Annotated in this window: 16 protein-coding genes; 5 read left to right on the top strand and 11 right to left on the bottom strand. The window is 59.6% G+C overall.

Annotated elements, in window-relative coordinates:
• Window positions 1-21: 21 nt before the first annotated feature.
• Entirely contained in the window at window positions 22-1,575 is a 1,554-nt protein-coding gene (gene purH, locus NT137_01980) for a bifunctional phosphoribosylaminoimidazolecarboxamide formyltransferase/IMP cyclohydrolase (protein MCX6652107.1), read from the bottom strand.
• Window positions 1,576-1,772: 197 nt separating this feature from the next.
• Between purH and NT137_01975 the strand changes: the two genes are divergently transcribed.
• Together NT137_01975 and NT137_01970 are read left to right on the top strand one after the other, a co-directional pair.
• Entirely contained in the window at window positions 1,773-2,696 is a 924-nt protein-coding gene (locus NT137_01975; GenBank protein ID MCX6652106.1) for a dihydropteroate synthase, read from the top strand.
• 162 nt (window positions 2,697-2,858) lie between these two features.
• Window positions 2,859-4,046 carry an MFS transporter gene (locus NT137_01970; protein MCX6652105.1) on the top strand — a complete coding sequence of 396 codons (1,188 nt, stop codon included), beginning with the start codon at window positions 2,859-2,861 and terminating at the stop codon, window positions 4,044-4,046.
• Window positions 4,047-4,061: 15 nt separating this feature from the next.
• On the opposite strand, the gene NT137_01965 is transcribed toward NT137_01970, so the two are convergent.
• From NT137_01965 to NT137_01925, 9 genes are all read right to left on the bottom strand, one after another.
• Window positions 4,062-4,700, bottom strand: a complete 639-nt coding sequence (locus tag NT137_01965) for an iron-sulfur cluster assembly scaffold protein (protein ID MCX6652104.1) — start codon at window positions 4,698-4,700, stop codon at window positions 4,062-4,064.
• A gap of 13 nt (window positions 4,701-4,713) precedes the next feature.
• On the bottom strand, window positions 4,714-5,877 hold the full coding sequence (locus tag NT137_01960) for a cysteine desulfurase family protein (protein MCX6652103.1): 1,164 nt from the start codon (window positions 5,875-5,877) through the stop codon (window positions 4,714-4,716).
• A 10-nt stretch (window positions 5,878-5,887) separates the two neighbouring features.
• Window positions 5,888-6,307, bottom strand: a complete 420-nt coding sequence (locus NT137_01955) for a DsrE/DsrF/DrsH-like family protein (GenBank protein ID MCX6652102.1) — start codon at window positions 6,305-6,307, stop codon at window positions 5,888-5,890.
• Window positions 6,308-6,311: 4 nt separating this feature from the next.
• Window positions 6,312-6,542, bottom strand: a complete 231-nt coding sequence (locus NT137_01950; protein MCX6652101.1) for a sulfurtransferase TusA family protein — start codon at window positions 6,540-6,542, stop codon at window positions 6,312-6,314.
• A 165-nt stretch (window positions 6,543-6,707) separates the two neighbouring features.
• Window positions 6,708-7,628, bottom strand: coding sequence for a methylenetetrahydrofolate reductase (locus tag NT137_01945; GenBank protein ID MCX6652100.1), 921 nt, complete (start codon window positions 7,626-7,628; stop codon window positions 6,708-6,710).
• The gene (locus NT137_01940) at window positions 7,625-8,320 is read right to left on the bottom strand and encodes a methylenetetrahydrofolate reductase C-terminal domain-containing protein (GenBank protein MCX6652099.1); all 696 of its coding nucleotides are present in this window, start codon (window positions 8,318-8,320) and stop codon (window positions 7,625-7,627) included. Before NT137_01940 ends, NT137_01945 begins: the two co-directional genes overlap by 4 nt.
• A complete protein-coding gene (locus tag NT137_01935; protein ID MCX6652098.1) occupies window positions 8,317-8,718 on the bottom strand; it encodes a hydrogenase iron-sulfur subunit in 402 nt (133 codons plus the stop codon). The genes NT137_01940 and NT137_01935 overlap by 4 nt, the downstream gene beginning before the upstream one ends.
• Entirely contained in the window at window positions 8,715-10,292 is a 1,578-nt protein-coding gene (locus tag NT137_01930; protein ID MCX6652097.1) for a 4Fe-4S binding protein, read from the bottom strand. Before NT137_01930 ends, NT137_01935 begins: the two co-directional genes overlap by 4 nt.
• Entirely contained in the window at window positions 10,289-11,362 is a 1,074-nt protein-coding gene (locus NT137_01925; GenBank protein MCX6652096.1) for an FAD-dependent oxidoreductase, read from the bottom strand. Before NT137_01925 ends, NT137_01930 begins: the two co-directional genes overlap by 4 nt.
• Window positions 11,363-11,468: 106 nt before the next feature.
• Between NT137_01925 and NT137_01920 the strand changes: the two genes are divergently transcribed.
• Window positions 11,469-12,311, top strand: coding sequence for a polysaccharide deacetylase family protein (locus NT137_01920; protein ID MCX6652095.1), 843 nt, complete (start codon window positions 11,469-11,471; stop codon window positions 12,309-12,311).
• Window positions 12,308-12,931, top strand: a complete 624-nt coding sequence (locus NT137_01915; GenBank protein ID MCX6652094.1) for a DUF3786 domain-containing protein — start codon at window positions 12,308-12,310, stop codon at window positions 12,929-12,931. The genes NT137_01920 and NT137_01915 overlap by 4 nt, the downstream gene beginning before the upstream one ends.
• Window positions 12,932-12,936: 5 nt before the next feature.
• On the opposite strand, the gene NT137_01910 is transcribed toward NT137_01915, so the two are convergent.
• Entirely contained in the window at window positions 12,937-14,610 is a 1,674-nt protein-coding gene (locus NT137_01910; GenBank protein MCX6652093.1) for a formate--tetrahydrofolate ligase, read from the bottom strand.
• A gap of 121 nt (window positions 14,611-14,731) precedes the next feature.
• Here NT137_01910 and NT137_01905 point away from each other — a divergent pair.
• The coding region (locus NT137_01905) for a bifunctional 5,10-methylene-tetrahydrofolate dehydrogenase/5,10-methylene-tetrahydrofolate cyclohydrolase (GenBank protein ID MCX6652092.1) at window positions 14,732-15,005 on the top strand (274 nt) is incomplete at its 3' end.

The raw sequence follows: 15,005 nt of genomic DNA, 5'->3' as shown, positions 1-15,005 counted from the left end.
CGTCGAGCGCGGGCGGAGCGCTCAATGTCTGAAGATCCTCACACCTGTGAAAACCATTGCCATGTCGTGCTCGTCCGCCGCCTTGATGACCTCTTCATCCCGGATGGAACCACCAGGCTGGATGACGGCGGTGACGCCAGCCTTGGCCGCCTCGTCGATCCCATCCCTGAAGGGGAAGAAGGCGTCCGAGGCCATGGCCGCCCCTCTGGCACCCTCCTTGGCCTTGTAAGCAGCGATCATGGCAGAATCCACCCGGCTCATCTGTCCCGCCCCGATGCCCACCACTCGCTCGCCTTTGGCTAGGATGATGGAGTTGGACCAAACGTGCTTGCACACCTTCCAGGCGAAGAGCATGGACCGCGTTTCCTCATCAGTGGGGGAGCGCTTGGTGACCACGCGCAGCGTGCCTGGGTCAAGAGGCTTCGTGGCAGCGGTCTGTACTAGCAGCCCGCCCTTCACCTTCTTCATCTTCAGCTCCGGCCTTTCATCATGAACTATGGCCGCTCCGGTGCGCAGCAGGCGGATGTTCTTCTTCTTGGTGAGGATGACGAGCGCCTCCGGCGAGTACTCGGGTGCGATGACGCAGTCCACGAAGTGCGATGCGATCTGCTCGGCCGTGGCGACGTCCACTTCCCGATTCAGCCCGATGACGCACCCGAACGCCGCCAACGAGTCGACATTGTAAGCGGTGATGAACGCATCCGCCAGAGAATCCGCGGAGGCGATGCCGCAAGGGTTGGTGTGCTTGATCACCACCGCCGTGGGTCTGTCAGGGAACTCCCGCAGCAGTTCAAGAGCCGACTCCAGGTCCAGGATGTTGTTGTACGATATCTCCTTCCCATGGAGCTTCTCGCTCCTGCCCACGCTGACGCCAATGGAGAAAGGATCGACGTAGAAGGCCGCCTCCTGCTGCGGGTTCTCGCCGTAGCGTAGATCGTAGGACCGCTCCATTCCCAGCGTGTAAGTGGAAGGAAAAAGCTCCGATGGAAAGACCTTGGCCAAGTAGGTGGAGATCATGGAATCGTAGACCGCCGTGGTCCTCAGGGCCTCGAGCATGAGCGCCTCATGCGTCTCCTCCTTCAGCGTGCGATCGTTGGCGCGCATCTCCTCCAGCAGCGGTTGGTACTTGGAGGGGTTGGTGACGACCGCTACGCCCTGGTAGTTCTTGGCCGCGGCCCGGATCATGCTCGGCCCACCGATGTCAATGTTCTCGATGATCTCGTCCAAGGAAGCGCCCTTTAGCACCGTCTCCTTGAAAGGATAGAGGTTCGCGACGACCATGTCGATGCGCTTGATCTTCAACTTCTCCAACTGCAGCATGTGCTCCGGGGAATCCCTCCGGGCGAGGATGCCCGCGTGCACGATGGGATGCAGGGTCTTCACGCGGCCATCCAACATCTCGGGCCAGCCAGTGATCTCGGAGATGCCGATGGTGCGAATGCCGCTCCGGTCCAACAGGGCCGCTGTCCCGCCCGTGGAAATGATCTCCACACCCATGTCCTTCAAGCCGCGAGCGAACTCCACCAATCCGGTCTTGTCAGAAACGCTGATCAGCGCCCTTTCGATCCTGGCCAAACGAAACGCCTCCGCATCATGAGGCATACTTGAGAACAGTATGCCGGAAGGATATTGCGCGTCTGAACATAAACCATTCTAAGCGTTCGCTTCGCAATCGGAGTGATATGTTTAAGTGCTGGCTCGCGCGTATATTCCATGGAGGTAAGTCGGTGGCGGGCGCGAAGAAAAAGAAAGCGACGAAGAAGAAGTAAGGCATGGCCAGACTTCTCTCGGACGTTCTCGAATCAACGTTCTTCCGCGGTCCTAGGGCGCCTTTGCCCTTGGCCTTCTCCTCCTGTTCTCGCGCTTTTGTGAGGGACAATCGTTTTAGTCCGCTGCTCGTTACCTTCCTCGGAAAGAGCATGTACGTCATCAGCGAGAGGATCAATGGCCTTTTCTCTTCCGTCTCCAAAGCCATCGACCAGCGGGACGCGAAATGGATCCAGGAGCATGCGCTGAACCAGATCGCCAAGGGAGCGCAAGCACTGGACATCAACACCGGTCCAGGCAGAGAGGACGGGCCAGCGGTGATGGAATGGCTCGTAAGGACCGTGCAGGAAGTGACCGACGTTCCTCTGAGCATCGACACGCCGGGCATCAAGACCATGACGGCAGGACTTAAGGCCTGTCGGAACCGGGCCATCATGAACTCCACTACGGCGGAGAAAGCGAAGATGGAGAAGCTGTTTCCCTTGGCCCGCGAGCACAACGCGGACATCATTTGCTTGACCATGGACGAGCGCGGCGTCCCCAATGACGCTGCCTCGCGCGCGGAGATGGCCATGCTCATGATCACCACCGCCATGGAGCACGAGATCATGCCGGATCGATTATACCTCGATCCGCTGGTCCTGCCGACGAAAGCGGCCCAGGACCAGGGACTGAAGGTCATCGAGGCCCTCCGCATGTTCCAGAGCTTGAACGAACCTGCCCCTCGAACGGTGGTCGGATTGAGCAACGTCTCCAACGGAACGAAGGACCGGCCGTTGGTGAACCGCACCTACCTGGCCATGCTGATGGGCGCAGGCCTGAGCGCCGTCATCTGCGACCCCGAGGACCAGGAACTCATGAGCACCATCAAGGCCGGACAAGTGCTGCTGAACCAGAAGCTCTATTGCGACGATTTCCTGCGCGCTTGATCATCCGCCCCTTGCGATGTCGATGGCTTCATCGCATGCTGCATGACCAACGAACCGTTTTGTGTTGCGACGGCCTGATCTTTTGAAGGACGTCGAAATAGCGCCGTATTCCACCGAGACACAAAAAGCGTCATATCCCAACGGAACGATTAGACGCGCAGTATGTCCGATCCGAGGGCTCATCGTTTCCTCATCATTCTCGGAGTGGTGGCAGCTCTGGCCATATTCACCTCCACCATGTCCAAGAACCCCGCCCTTCCGCTTCTGGCAGCGAGCATCGGCGCCAGCGACGCGCAGGTGGGCCTCATATCCGCCATCAGCCCCATACCCGGCATTCTGGTGAGCAGCTTCGCCGGTGCCTACTCCGATAGAAATGGGAGGTCAAAGGTCATCACCCTCTCGCTGCTCATCTTCGCCTCAGCGCCTTTCTTCTACCTGTTCGTGACGGATCTCTGGCAGCTGGCCGCGGTCAGATTCTACCACGGGTTCGCCACCGCCATCTTCATGCCCGTGGCCATGGCCGCCGTGGCGGACCGATACCCCTCGTCCCTGCGCGGTCAGGCTTTGGGGACATATTCCTCCTTTACCATGGCGGGGCGCTTCATCGCGCCGTTCCTCGGTGGAGCCCTGATCTTCTACGCTAGCTTCGGTTCCCTATATCTCCTCTGTGGCATCACCGCCATCGTCGCGCTCGCCCTTTCGCTCCTGGTTCCCTGGGATGACAGTGATACCATCGCCAAAGCGAAGAAGTTCTCCGGCTCCATGCTCTCCGCCCTGAAGGAGGTGGTGCAGGAGCGCAAGATCATGGTCACTTCCTCTATGGAAGGGGTACAGTACTTCGCCATGGGCGCTTTCGAGGCTTTCCTCCCCCTCTACGCCAGGTCCCTGGGATTCAATGCTTTGGACATCGGTGCTATCATGGGCGTGCAGGTGGTGAGCATGCTTCTGTTCAAGCCGCTGATGGGCCGGGTCTCAGATCAGAAAGGCAGGGTTCCGATGATCGTCATCGGACTGATCCTGGGCGCGGTCGCCATGTTCCTCATGCCCTTGACATCGAACATCTTGCTCCTGGCGATCCTATCCATAGCATTCGGCCTCACAGTGGCCATGGTCACCGCATCCACCTCCGCCCTGGTGACGGAGATCGCCGGCTCGTCCGCGCATGGCTCGGCCATCGGCGTGCTCAGCTCGGTGATGGACATCGGACACTCCGTCGGTCCTTTGATCACCGGCATGGTGGTGGGGGCGATCTCATTCCTAGCTGGGTTCGGTCTCGCGGCCGCCCTCCTCGTAGTAGGAGCGGCGGTGTTCGCGCTCGAGATGAGGGGACCGATCAGAACGAAAGCCTGAGAGAAACCATCAGACCTAAGCAGGATTGAAGCTGATCTCCACCTTCTTCACGTCCCACAGGGTCTCGATGCGCTCGTTGACCTCTTCCTTGATGTTGCTGGCGAAGATGTGGCTCTCAGGCAGGTCCACCGAGATCTTGACCACCCCCTCCTCCACCTTCACTTCCTTGATGAGGTTGCCGCGAACGATGTCCAGACCAGTGAGCGGATTCATCACGTTCTTGAGGCGGCGCTTCACCAGCTCCGCCGTGGTCGGCTCTCGCTCCTTGATCAGACCGTGCTTCTCCTCGTAATTGGTGATGGCCTCGCGGAGGCCTTCCACGGCCAGCACTGAGCAGTGCGCCTTTATCTTCGGCAGCCCGCCCAATGCCTCCGAGGCCTGTTGCCAGCTTATCTTCTTGGCCTCTTCTATGGTCTTCCCTTTGGCCAGCTCGGTGATGATCGAGCCGGTGGCTATGTTCGAAGCGCATCCATAGGATTCGAACTTCGCGTCCACGATCCGGTTCTCGTTCGGATCGATCTTCAGGTACACCGCCACCATGTCTCCGCATGCCGGGCTTCCCACGATGGCCTTTCCGTCAGCGTCCTCTATCTTGCCCACGTTCTTGGGGTTCTTGAAATGCTCCAGAACCTTCTCTCCGTACGGGAACTTCATGCTCTGAACCTCCTCAATCCTTCAGCGGGCTGATGCTCCGCAATCTTCCGATGATGTCCGTCATCGCCTTCACGACCTCTGGCACCTCGCTAATGTCGTTGAATCGGCCCAGTGAATATCGTATGGACCCGTGCGCCCGCTCGTGGTCCCCACCGATGCCCATGATCACGTGGCTGGCCTCCAACGACCGGGAGAAGCAGGCCGAGCCGGTGGAGACCTCGATGCCTCGCATGTCCAAATGGAGGGTTATCGACTCGCCCTCCACGCGGTGGAAGGTGATGTTGGCGTTCTGAGGGATCCTCCTGGTCCGAGAGCCGTTCAGGGTCGTCCGAGGCACCTGCTTCAGCAAGCTGTCTATGAGCGAGTCGCGGATGGCGCGGAGGCGCTCGTTCTCCTCTTCGGTCACCAGTTCTATGGCTTTGGCGAATCCCATCGCTCCCGGGATGTTCTCCAGTCCCGCCCGCAGATTGAACTCCTGGAACCCGCCGTCCATCCATTTCATCAGAGGAGTGCCCTTGCGGACGTAGAGCGCCCCGATCCCTTTTGGACCGTGGATGGTGTGGGCGGTTATCGTGGCCAGGTCCACCGCCATTCGGCCCATGTCCAATGGAATGCGGGTGAGCGTATGGGTGGCGTCCGTATGGAATAGCGCCCCTCTATCATGGCAGATCTTCCCGATCGCCTCGATGTCCTGCACGGTCCCGATCTCCTGGTTGGCGTGCTGGATCGAGACCAGGACGGTTTCCTTGGTTATGGAGCGCTCCAGCTCCGCCAGGTCCAGGAAGCCCTCTTTGTCCACTCCCAGATAGGTGACCTTGTAGCCCAACCTCTCCAACGCCTTGGCGCTGTTCAGAACAGGAAAGTCCTCGATCTTCGATACGACGATGTGCTTGCCCTTCTTGCCCGCAAGGGCATTGGTCACTCCTTTGAGGGCCAGGTTGCTTGATTCCGTATCCCCGGAAGTGAGCAGCACCTCCTCGGGAGAGGCTTTGAGCGCCTCGGCCAGCTTCACTCGCGCTGCTTCCAGCGTCTCCTTGGCCTCGATGCCCATGGAATGCCCGAACTCCGATGTCGCCACCGCATAGGAATCGAAGTAATAGGGCTTCATCGCCTCCAGCACGCGCCCGTCCAGCCTGGTGGAGGCGGCGTTGTCCATGTAGATCGTCCTGTCGGGCAATGAGAACACCTCAGATGAATAGCGTGATGTCCGATTTCCTCGCTTCGTTCACGTATGTGCCCACGGCACCGAACTCATCGATCCAATCCAGCCGGAGGTCCTCCTTCTTGATCCCCATGATCTCCATGGTCATCTCACAGGCGATGATCTTGCCCCCTAGCTCCTTGAAGTCCTTGACCATCTGCTCCAACTTGGCCACGTTCGCCTTCTCCATCCGCTGCCTGACCATCCTTCTTCCCAGGCCAAGCATGTTCATCTGGGAGAGGGGGCCTTTGTCCAATCCTCCCTTCTTGAGACGATTGAGACCCCAGAAAGTGAAGTAGAGCGTAGCCTCCATGCCCATGGCCATGGAGCCGTTGGCGATGATGAATGCGCTGAACACCTTGTCCATGTCGCCGCTGTGCACGACTATGGTCGTCTTCTGGGTCACTCTATCACCCCTTCACCTTCTTGATGCGGATGATCCACTCCGGACCGTTGTCCTTCACTTCCAGCAACTGCTGCTCCAGCGCGTCCACTGCCATCGGTATCTCTTTCTTTGATGAGGGATGTGTTCCGACGACCTCAATGACATCCCCGACGGCCGCTTTCTTCAGCGCCTTCCTCACTTCCACCAAAGGAACGGGGCAGTTCTGTCCCCGGCAATCAAGGTTGACCTGCGACATCGATCTCACTTGTCCTGCTATGTCCTCGTTTCCAGGTAGATAAGTACTTTCTCATGCGCCAGGAGCCCCCCCTCGAAGGACTCGCTCCCTGACCGTATACCAGTGATGATTCCAGACCGTCTAGGATAGAACATGTCTTCATTGAAGCCTCGGTGCACATACCTCTCACTCGATTCGAGCATCTGGACGCAATCTCGCTCTGCGGACGATCTCTGGCACCTTCTCTTCCCACAAGGGCGCCATGATGTGCACGCCATGCACTCCTTCGATGCTCCGCAGATGCTCGATCTGCTCTACGCAGATGCGGATGCCTTCCTCCTTCGGGTCCTTGGCCGCCTTCATGCGCTCGACTATGGCATCGGGAACGATCATGCCTGACACCTTGTTCTTCATGTAGAGCGCCACCCTGTGCGATTTCAGCGGCAGGATGCCCGCCAGTATATGCACATCCTCATGCAGCCCCCTGACCCGAACGAGCTCCATCCACCTTTCGAAGCGTTCCATGTCGAAGATGCTCTGCGTCTGCACGAAATCCGCTCCCGCCCTCACCTTCTTTGCCAGCCTGGCGACCCGGAACTCGAATGGATCGGCAAAAGGATTGGCCGCCGCGCCCAGGAAAAGTCTTGGAGCTACTTCCAGTTCCTCGTCGCTCCACACTCGGCCTTCGTCCCTCATCTTGCGCAGGATCATCAGTTCCTGGATGGAGTCGACGTCGTACACGTTCTTCGCTTCCTTCTGGTTACCGAAGGTTTGATGGTCGCCGCTGATGCAAAGCACGTTCTTAATGCCCAACGCCGATGCCCCCAGGATATCGGATTGCATGGCGATCCGGTTCCTGTCCCGACAGGTCATCTGGATGACCGGTTCCAGGCCTTCCTCGATGAGAACGACCGCAGCGGCGATGGACGACATCCTGGCCATGGCGATCTGGTTGTCGGTGAGATTGAAGGCGTCCGCACAACCTCGCATCTCCTTCGCGTGTCGACGGACGCTCTCGGCGCTGGCGGACTTGGGCGGCCCGATCTCCGCCGTGACGGCGAACCTCCCATCGCAAAGCACCTTCTCCAAGTTGCTGCCCGCCTTCATCCTCTCATCTCCTTCTCTTCCCTGGTCAGGACCGCCTCCGGCCTGATGATCCTCCTCGGTCCGCCGCTACGGCTGGGCATCCAGTTCTTCGGAGGTATCAGCTCCTCCAGCAGGTCCAATCGATCAAGGCGCTCGAGCGAGTGGTAGATCTCCTCCCAGGCACAGGGCGTATCGTGACCGATCTCGCACTTGCCGTTCTGGCTCCCTCCGCAGGGACCGTTGAGCAGGCTCTTGGCGCAGCGGACGATGGGACATATCCCTCCGGTCAGATGCAGAACGCAGTCACCGCAGCCCCCGCATTTCTCCATGAAAACGCCCGGTTCTTCGGGCGCACCCATGTTCGAAGTGTTAAGCCCGGGAAGGACCCTCACTTCCGGGAAAAGCGCCTGGATGGTTTGCGCCCCAACCCCGCAAGCGATGGAGACGACCGCGTCGCTCTTGGCCACCAGGTCGGAGAGCTCACGCACCCACTCTTTCTCGCATTGCCTCTCCGTGGTGAACTCGGTCACCTCCCAATTCCTTCCTCGGAGGTCGGAGTGCAGGCGCAAGCTCTCCGCCAAGATGCCCACCTCCTTCTCTCCGCCCGCGAGGCAAATGGCCACGCAGGAACGACAGCCTGCCACTAGGATGCGCTGATGTCCCTCGAGCATGGCGCAGATCTCCTGGAGCGGCTTCTGTTCTCCGATTATCATCCCTTCGCCTCCAGTGGGTTCGACCCTAGCTCGCTCGCCCTTCTCATCATCTCATCCGCGATCTCCTTGAACTTCCAGCCCTGGTTGGAGGCAAGGTAGAACATCTCTATCCTCCGTCCATCCATGCCCAATGCATCCAGGATGCTCTTGGCCTGATCGACGCGCTTCCTGGCTTCGTGATTGCCATAGTGATGGTGGCAGTTTCCTTCCAGGCATCCCGCCACGAAGAGCATGTCGGCCCCTTCGCGGAACGCCTTGAGCAAATGTACGACGTCGATCCGACCGGCACATGGCAGTCGGATCAGAATTATGTCCGGGGAATATTGCAGTCGCTCTTCTCCGGCCAGGTCCGCTGCTGCGTAGCCGGCGTGTGAGCAGACGTAGCCGATGATCTTCATGGACGTGGCTCCTTGAGCGCCGCCTTCCCTTCCGCAGCTATCTGGGCGTCGGAGTAGCAATGCATGTCGATGGCCTTGCCGGGGCAGGAGGTCACGCACATCCCGCAGCCCTGGCACAGCTCGTATCTGACCTCTGCCTTGCCCTCGTCCGTGACGTATGGTGCACCATAGGGACAGATGCGCACGCAGCTCAGGCAGGCCGAGCACTTGCCTGCCTCGACCTGGGCCACCGCACCGCCCTCTTCGATCCCCGGAGAAAGCAGGAGGGCGGCCGCTCTGGCCGCAACGGCCGCACAATCCAATCGGACGTCCCCACTGCTCCACTCGCTCCATGGATCGATGACGTAGATCCCGGCCCGCAGACTCTCCCCAGCGCGCAGCCTTACCTTCGATTCTCGAGGCATGCCGTCGGGACGCATCGCCAACCCAAGAACGAAACAGGTGCTCGCGCTTCCCGCGTTCAGATCTGAACCAACCAGAATCACTGCGTCCGCATCCAGGGCCAGCTCTCCGACGATGGGGTCGACCGTTCTGACGATCGCTCTTTCTCCGGGGGTGACAGTGGGCGCTCGTTCCGTTCTCATGAAGATTGTTCCATGGCGTTGCGCTCGAAGCTGTTCCGATTCCAGCTCGCCCCTCGAGGAGATGTCCCTACAAAGGATGCGCACCGAGGACTCGGGCGACCTTGTTCGCACCGCTACCGCCGTTCGCATGGCCCATTCCATGGCCTGAGGTGAGTGGAACTCCGATTTCCAATCGTCGACCACGATCACAAGGGAAAGAGGCAGCCGCGCTCCGCCGGCCATGAGCTCCTCGAAATGCATCGGGCCCATGATACCTTCTTCGAGCTTCGCGGGCAAAGGATCGAACGCTATGATCACCGCACCGCATCTGACCGCTCCGGAGGTCTTTCCTTCTGTGAGCACATCGAATGCTCCTGGAACCCCATCCAGTGATGCCAAGTGCCCGGATATGATCGGAGAACCCTCCTCGCTGCGCTTCAACGCCTCGGCTAGCGTGGGATCGAGAAAGCGAGGCAATCGCAGCATGCCTTCTTCCACCAGTATCATGACCTCGAGGTCGAGGGCTCGCAGATCCTCCGCCGCCAAGGCCGCCCTCAGGCCGTCCCCGACGACGAGCACCGTCCTGCTATCAGGGATCCTGACATCGTAAGGCGCTGGTGCGAGCAGGCGGCACTTCTCCACGGCCATCCTCAGCAACCTCTTTGCTTTCAGGTCGGCCCCTGCTTTCGAATGAACGAAGGCGCTCTGCTCGCGGACGTTCGCGATGGTGAACATGAAAGGGTTCAGTCCGGCCTCGGCCGCCAACCGCATCAGCATTCGCTCCTTGCTCAGAGGCGAACAAGCGGCGACGACGAAACGATCGACCTCGTCCTTATTCAACGCCTGCAGCATCTGGGCCTGACCAGTCTCCTTGCACACCTGATCGATGAAGCGAACGAACGAGACCTCTGGCAAGGATGAGACGTGCTTGCCCAGGGAGCGCAGGTCCAGCGATCCCTCGCTTCCGCCCGCAGATTCGCAGATGAAGACGCCGATACGCTTCTCGCTCATTGCATCTCCTCCAGCGATCTCGCAGCCGCTCCAGCGGCCCTCTCTCCGTCCTTGGCGCTCTCCCGGATGTCCTTCGACCCGGTGCAGCTGCCGGCTGCGTATACACCAGGTCTTGAGGTCTGATGCCTATCCAGCTCGCTGGTGAGAATGAAGCCCTGGGCGTCCTCCTCGAGTCTCAGGGCATGGCTGAGCTCCTTCGAACCTGCAGAAGGGACCATTCCCACGGAAAGGATGACCAGGTCCACAGCCTCCTCCTCGATGATCGAATCGTCGCCGGTGGCGAATCTCACTACCGGCCTGCCATCTTCGCCGAGCAGAACTTCGGAGGGCCGGGAGCGGATCAGCCTCACGTTCTTCTGCCCCGCCGCCCAAGAACGGATGTCGTCCTGCGCATCCACCGGACGCCAGTCCATGAAGAGGTAGAGTATCGATGTCTCCGGGTCTATGCGCTTCAGCAGTTGCGCCATCTTCCACGAGTACTTGCAGCAGGCCTTGGAACATGCCCCCGACCCTTTGCTCAGGTCCCGGGAGCCGACGCACTGCACGAAGGCCACGCTCTTTGGCGCCATGCCGGTGGAAGGGACGAGCAGCTTGCCCGAGGCACGGATCTGGTGCTCCGCCTCCACGGCCGAGATGACGTCCTTGATCCGCCCGTGGGAGAGGCGCTTCTCGACCGAGGGATCGAACGGCTCGGCACCCGTTGCGACTATGATCGTCCCGACGCTGAGCGTTCTTGTGGAAGAGGACCCACCGACGCTGAGGCGCAGGCGGTATCTGCCCGGCCTGCCGCTCAGAGAAAGGACCTTGGCGCCCTTGAACCGCTCCACGCCCAGGCGTTTCACTTCCTTAATCAAGTTGACACTGAGGCACACGTCGCAATGAACGCACTCCCGCACGCCCTTGCAGCCGTATGCCTTGACCTTGCCACCAAGCTCGGGCTCGCTCTCCAATATGACTGGCCTGATCCCCTTCTCCGCCAACTGCACCGCCGCCGAGAGCCCGGCGACGCCCCCTCCGATGATGGCCACAGTCCGTGACCTGGCATTCACTGGTTTTATCGTTTCTTTCATCTACATGCGATGCCACGCCTTCTGGATTCTTATAGGTTGCCAGCTTCGGACTTGGTCCTATCGAAGCGCAGAAAGCGGATTATATTTGGAGGGGGATAGGAGGAACGTGCGCAACGCGGTCTTCACCGTGGACGTGGATAGAGATGTGAACGTGGCCGAGGAGGGACGCTACGACGCCGCTTCCTCTCCTGGCAAGACAGGCGAGACCGCGGCCCGCTACACCTCGTCCGCAAGAGGGCTGGAAATACTGGTCAACGTCCTGGACGAGTTGGAGATCCATGCCACATTCTTCCTCGAAGGGGATACGCTGCGCGCTCTGGCCAAGCACATGGACGTGCGATCGTTGCTGTCGAAGCACGAGGTCGCCTGTCATGGCGTCTGCCATGAGGATCTCACTGGCGAGACCACAGGCATCTGCTTGACGGGACCGGAGACCGCTGAGGTCGTGAGGGAGAGCGCTTCCATTGTGGAGGACATTTCTGGCCGCCGGCCTTCCGGGTTCCGCGCTCCCTACCTGCACACGAGCAGCGAAACCCTCGCCATACTGGCCAAGGAAGGATTCCGCTACGATTCCTCCAAGGTCAAGCGCATTGAAAAGGGCAGGATCGACCCGTGGAGATTGGATGAAGGTCTTTGGGAACTGCCGGTGGCGGAAGGCAAGGACGCCAAACGAAAACGTATCGTCTCCTACCTCTGGCCCATGCATGAAGGGGAACGCTCACCTTCCGACTATGTCGCCATGGCCGAATCGCTGAAAGCGGGATGCTTGATCTTGGCCACGCACAGCTGGCACATAGTGGAGACGTACGGCCACGGCCTCCTGGACGAGATGCAGGTGGAGATGAATCTGCGGAACCTGCGTAAGTTGCTTGAGGGCATAGCGGAACTGGGCATCGAATTCCGCACCGCTGACGAGGTCGTGGACATCATGGTGAGGGATCGATCATGAACCCGATGCCTGAGACAAAGAACGGAAGAGGAAAGTACGACGATGCGCTCGATCTCGCCTGGGACGCCTTGTCCCATTTGGACCTAGGAGATGTCGCGAGAGTGTCCCTTTGCGACCTCCAAGAGGATGAGCTGGATCTCCGTCATCTATCCACGTCGTTCAGGATGCGCCCAGCAGATAGGACGATGTTCGAGGACGGAGTACAGGTCCAACCGCATCTGCAGGTCCTGGCCCTCCACTATCTGTTGGGGTGCGATGAACGGCCGCTGACCGGGCGACCGATGTCCTTCGCTCAAGCTCCCGGCGGTCCAGTCTATTTGGAGGCGTTCAATAAACGGGTGCTCGACCGTCTGGCAGAGGAATACGGGAGCGATCCAGGCAGAATGCTTCGGGCCGGAGAGGTGTTGCACGGAGAACGAGTACCGCTCGGTGACGCAGGTATCAGACTGTTGGTCTTTCCAAAGATGCCCGTTACCGCGATCGTCTGGAAGGGAGATGAAGAGATTCCAGCCAACGCAAGCATGCTCTTCGATGAGCTGGCAGCATCGATCCTTCCGACGGAGGATCTGACCGTGCTCGGCTCGCACGTCCTGCAGCGGCTGCAATCGACCTCGAAATAGAGCGTTCAGTTCAGGCCGATTATCGTGCCGTCGTCCTTCACGTCCATGTTGAACGCGCTTGGTTCTGCTGGCAGACCAGGGATGAGCATGATGTCGCCGCAGACCACCACGATGAAACCAGCTCCCGCGGACGGGCTGAGATCGCGCACGGTCAACACCCAGTCCGTCGGCGCGCCTTTTACCTTCGGATCATCGGAGAGCGAATGCTGGGTCTTGGCTATGCACACCGGCAGCTTGTCCAGGCCCATGGCCTCTATCTCCTTCATGTCCTTCTCCGCCTCGGCATGGAACTTGACCGCTCTGGCCCCATACAGCTCGCGGGCGATCCTCTCTATCTTCTCACGCACCGGCAGCTTCTCGTCGTAAAGGAAGTGAAAGTCATTGTTATCATTTTCGATGGCTTCCAGCACTTGCCTGGCAAGCAGGATCCCTCCATCCCCGCCCTGATCGAAGACGTAAGAGACGGCCGCCCGCACTCCGATCTCCTTGCAGTGGGCCATGACCGCCTCCACCTCTTCCGCGGTGTCGGTGGAGAAGTGGTTCACCGCCACGACCACGGGCACGCCGAACTTACGCACATTGGAGACGTGCTTGTCTAGATTGACGAGACCTCTTCCCAAGGCGTCGATGTTCTTCACGTCGCACTTCTCGAACGGGCATCCGCCATGCATCTTCAACGCTCTGATGGATGCTACCACTACCACACAGTCGGGACGAAAGCCGCTCTCTCTGCAGACGATGTCGAAGCATTTCTCCATGCCCAAGTCGGTCGCGAATCCTGCCTCCGTGACCACGTAGTCAACCATCTTCAAAGCGTATTTCGTCGCTAGGATGGAATTGTTGCCGTGGGCGATGTTCGCGAAAGGGAATCCGTGGATGAAGATCGGCTCGCCTTCCAGCGTCTGCACCAGGTTGGGTTCCATGGCATCCTTCAACAGCAATGCCATGGCCCCGACGCAGCCCAGCTGACCGGCGGTGACCGGCTTCTTGTCGTAGGTCCTGGCGACCACGATCTTCGCCAGCCGTTTCTTCAGATCTTCCATCGACGTTGCCAGAGCAAGTATGGCCGATATCTCCGAGGCGGCGGTGATGATGAAGCCGCTTTCATGTGGGACGCCTCCATCACCTCTTCCCCCGAGCCCGACGATGATCTGCCGTAGCTCGCGGCAGTTCATGTCGATTGCCTTCTTCCAAATTATCCTGGTCGGATCAATGTTCAGCTCGTTCTTCCTCTGGATGTGATTCTCGATTATGGCGGAGAGAAGGTTGTGGGCCGCTGCCACCGCGTGGATGTCCCCGGTGAAATGAAGGTCGATGTCCCACATGGGGTACACCTGGGACCTGCCGCCTCCGGTGGCACCGCCTTTCACGCCGAACACCGGACCGAGGGAGGGCTGACGCAGGCACCCCATGACGCTGAGCTTGAGCCTGCCCAGGCCCTGCACCAGACCGATGGTGGAGACGGTCTTCCCTTCTCCAGCGGGCGTGGGCGTGATGGCGGTCATGACGATGAGCTTGCCATCCTCTTGTCCTTCGAAGCGCCTGAGCACGTCCAAAGGCACCTTGGCCATGTATTTGCCGTAGAGCTGCAGGTCACCGTTCGTCAGGGAGAGCTTCTCCGCCACCTTCTCAATCGGCGCGCATTTCGCTTCTTGGGCGATCTCGATGTTCGTCTTCATGGCCATTCCTCCTCTTTGCGTCGGTTGGCGCTTATGATGCAATTGATATAAAACGGGTTGCAGCGCCAATGGAGCGCCGCAAAGGCAAGATTCATAGGCGCTCATCCACCTCTCTCATCCGGTGGAGACAGTGGCAGCGCAGATCATCGATGGCAGTGGCATCGCTTCCAGAATCAAGGAAGAGCTAAAGCCGAGGATCGCCAACCTGAGGGCGACGGGGCTGGTCCCCGGTCTGGCCGTTGTGCTGGTGGGCAACGACCCCGCTTCCGAGGTCTATGTGCGCATGAAGGGCAAGGCCTGCGAGGAGCTAGGCATGTATTCGCGCACGGTCAACATGCCTGAAACGGTCAGCGAAGAGGACCTGCTGAAGAACATCGACTATCTGCATGCCGACC

The sequence above is a fragment of the Methanomassiliicoccales archaeon genome (assembly GCA_026394375.1).
Classification (GTDB): domain Archaea; phylum Thermoplasmatota; class Thermoplasmata; order Methanomassiliicoccales; family UBA472; genus JAJRAL01.
Note: the sequence above shows the minus strand (reverse complement) of the source record. Positions and strands in the feature narration are given on the sequence as shown.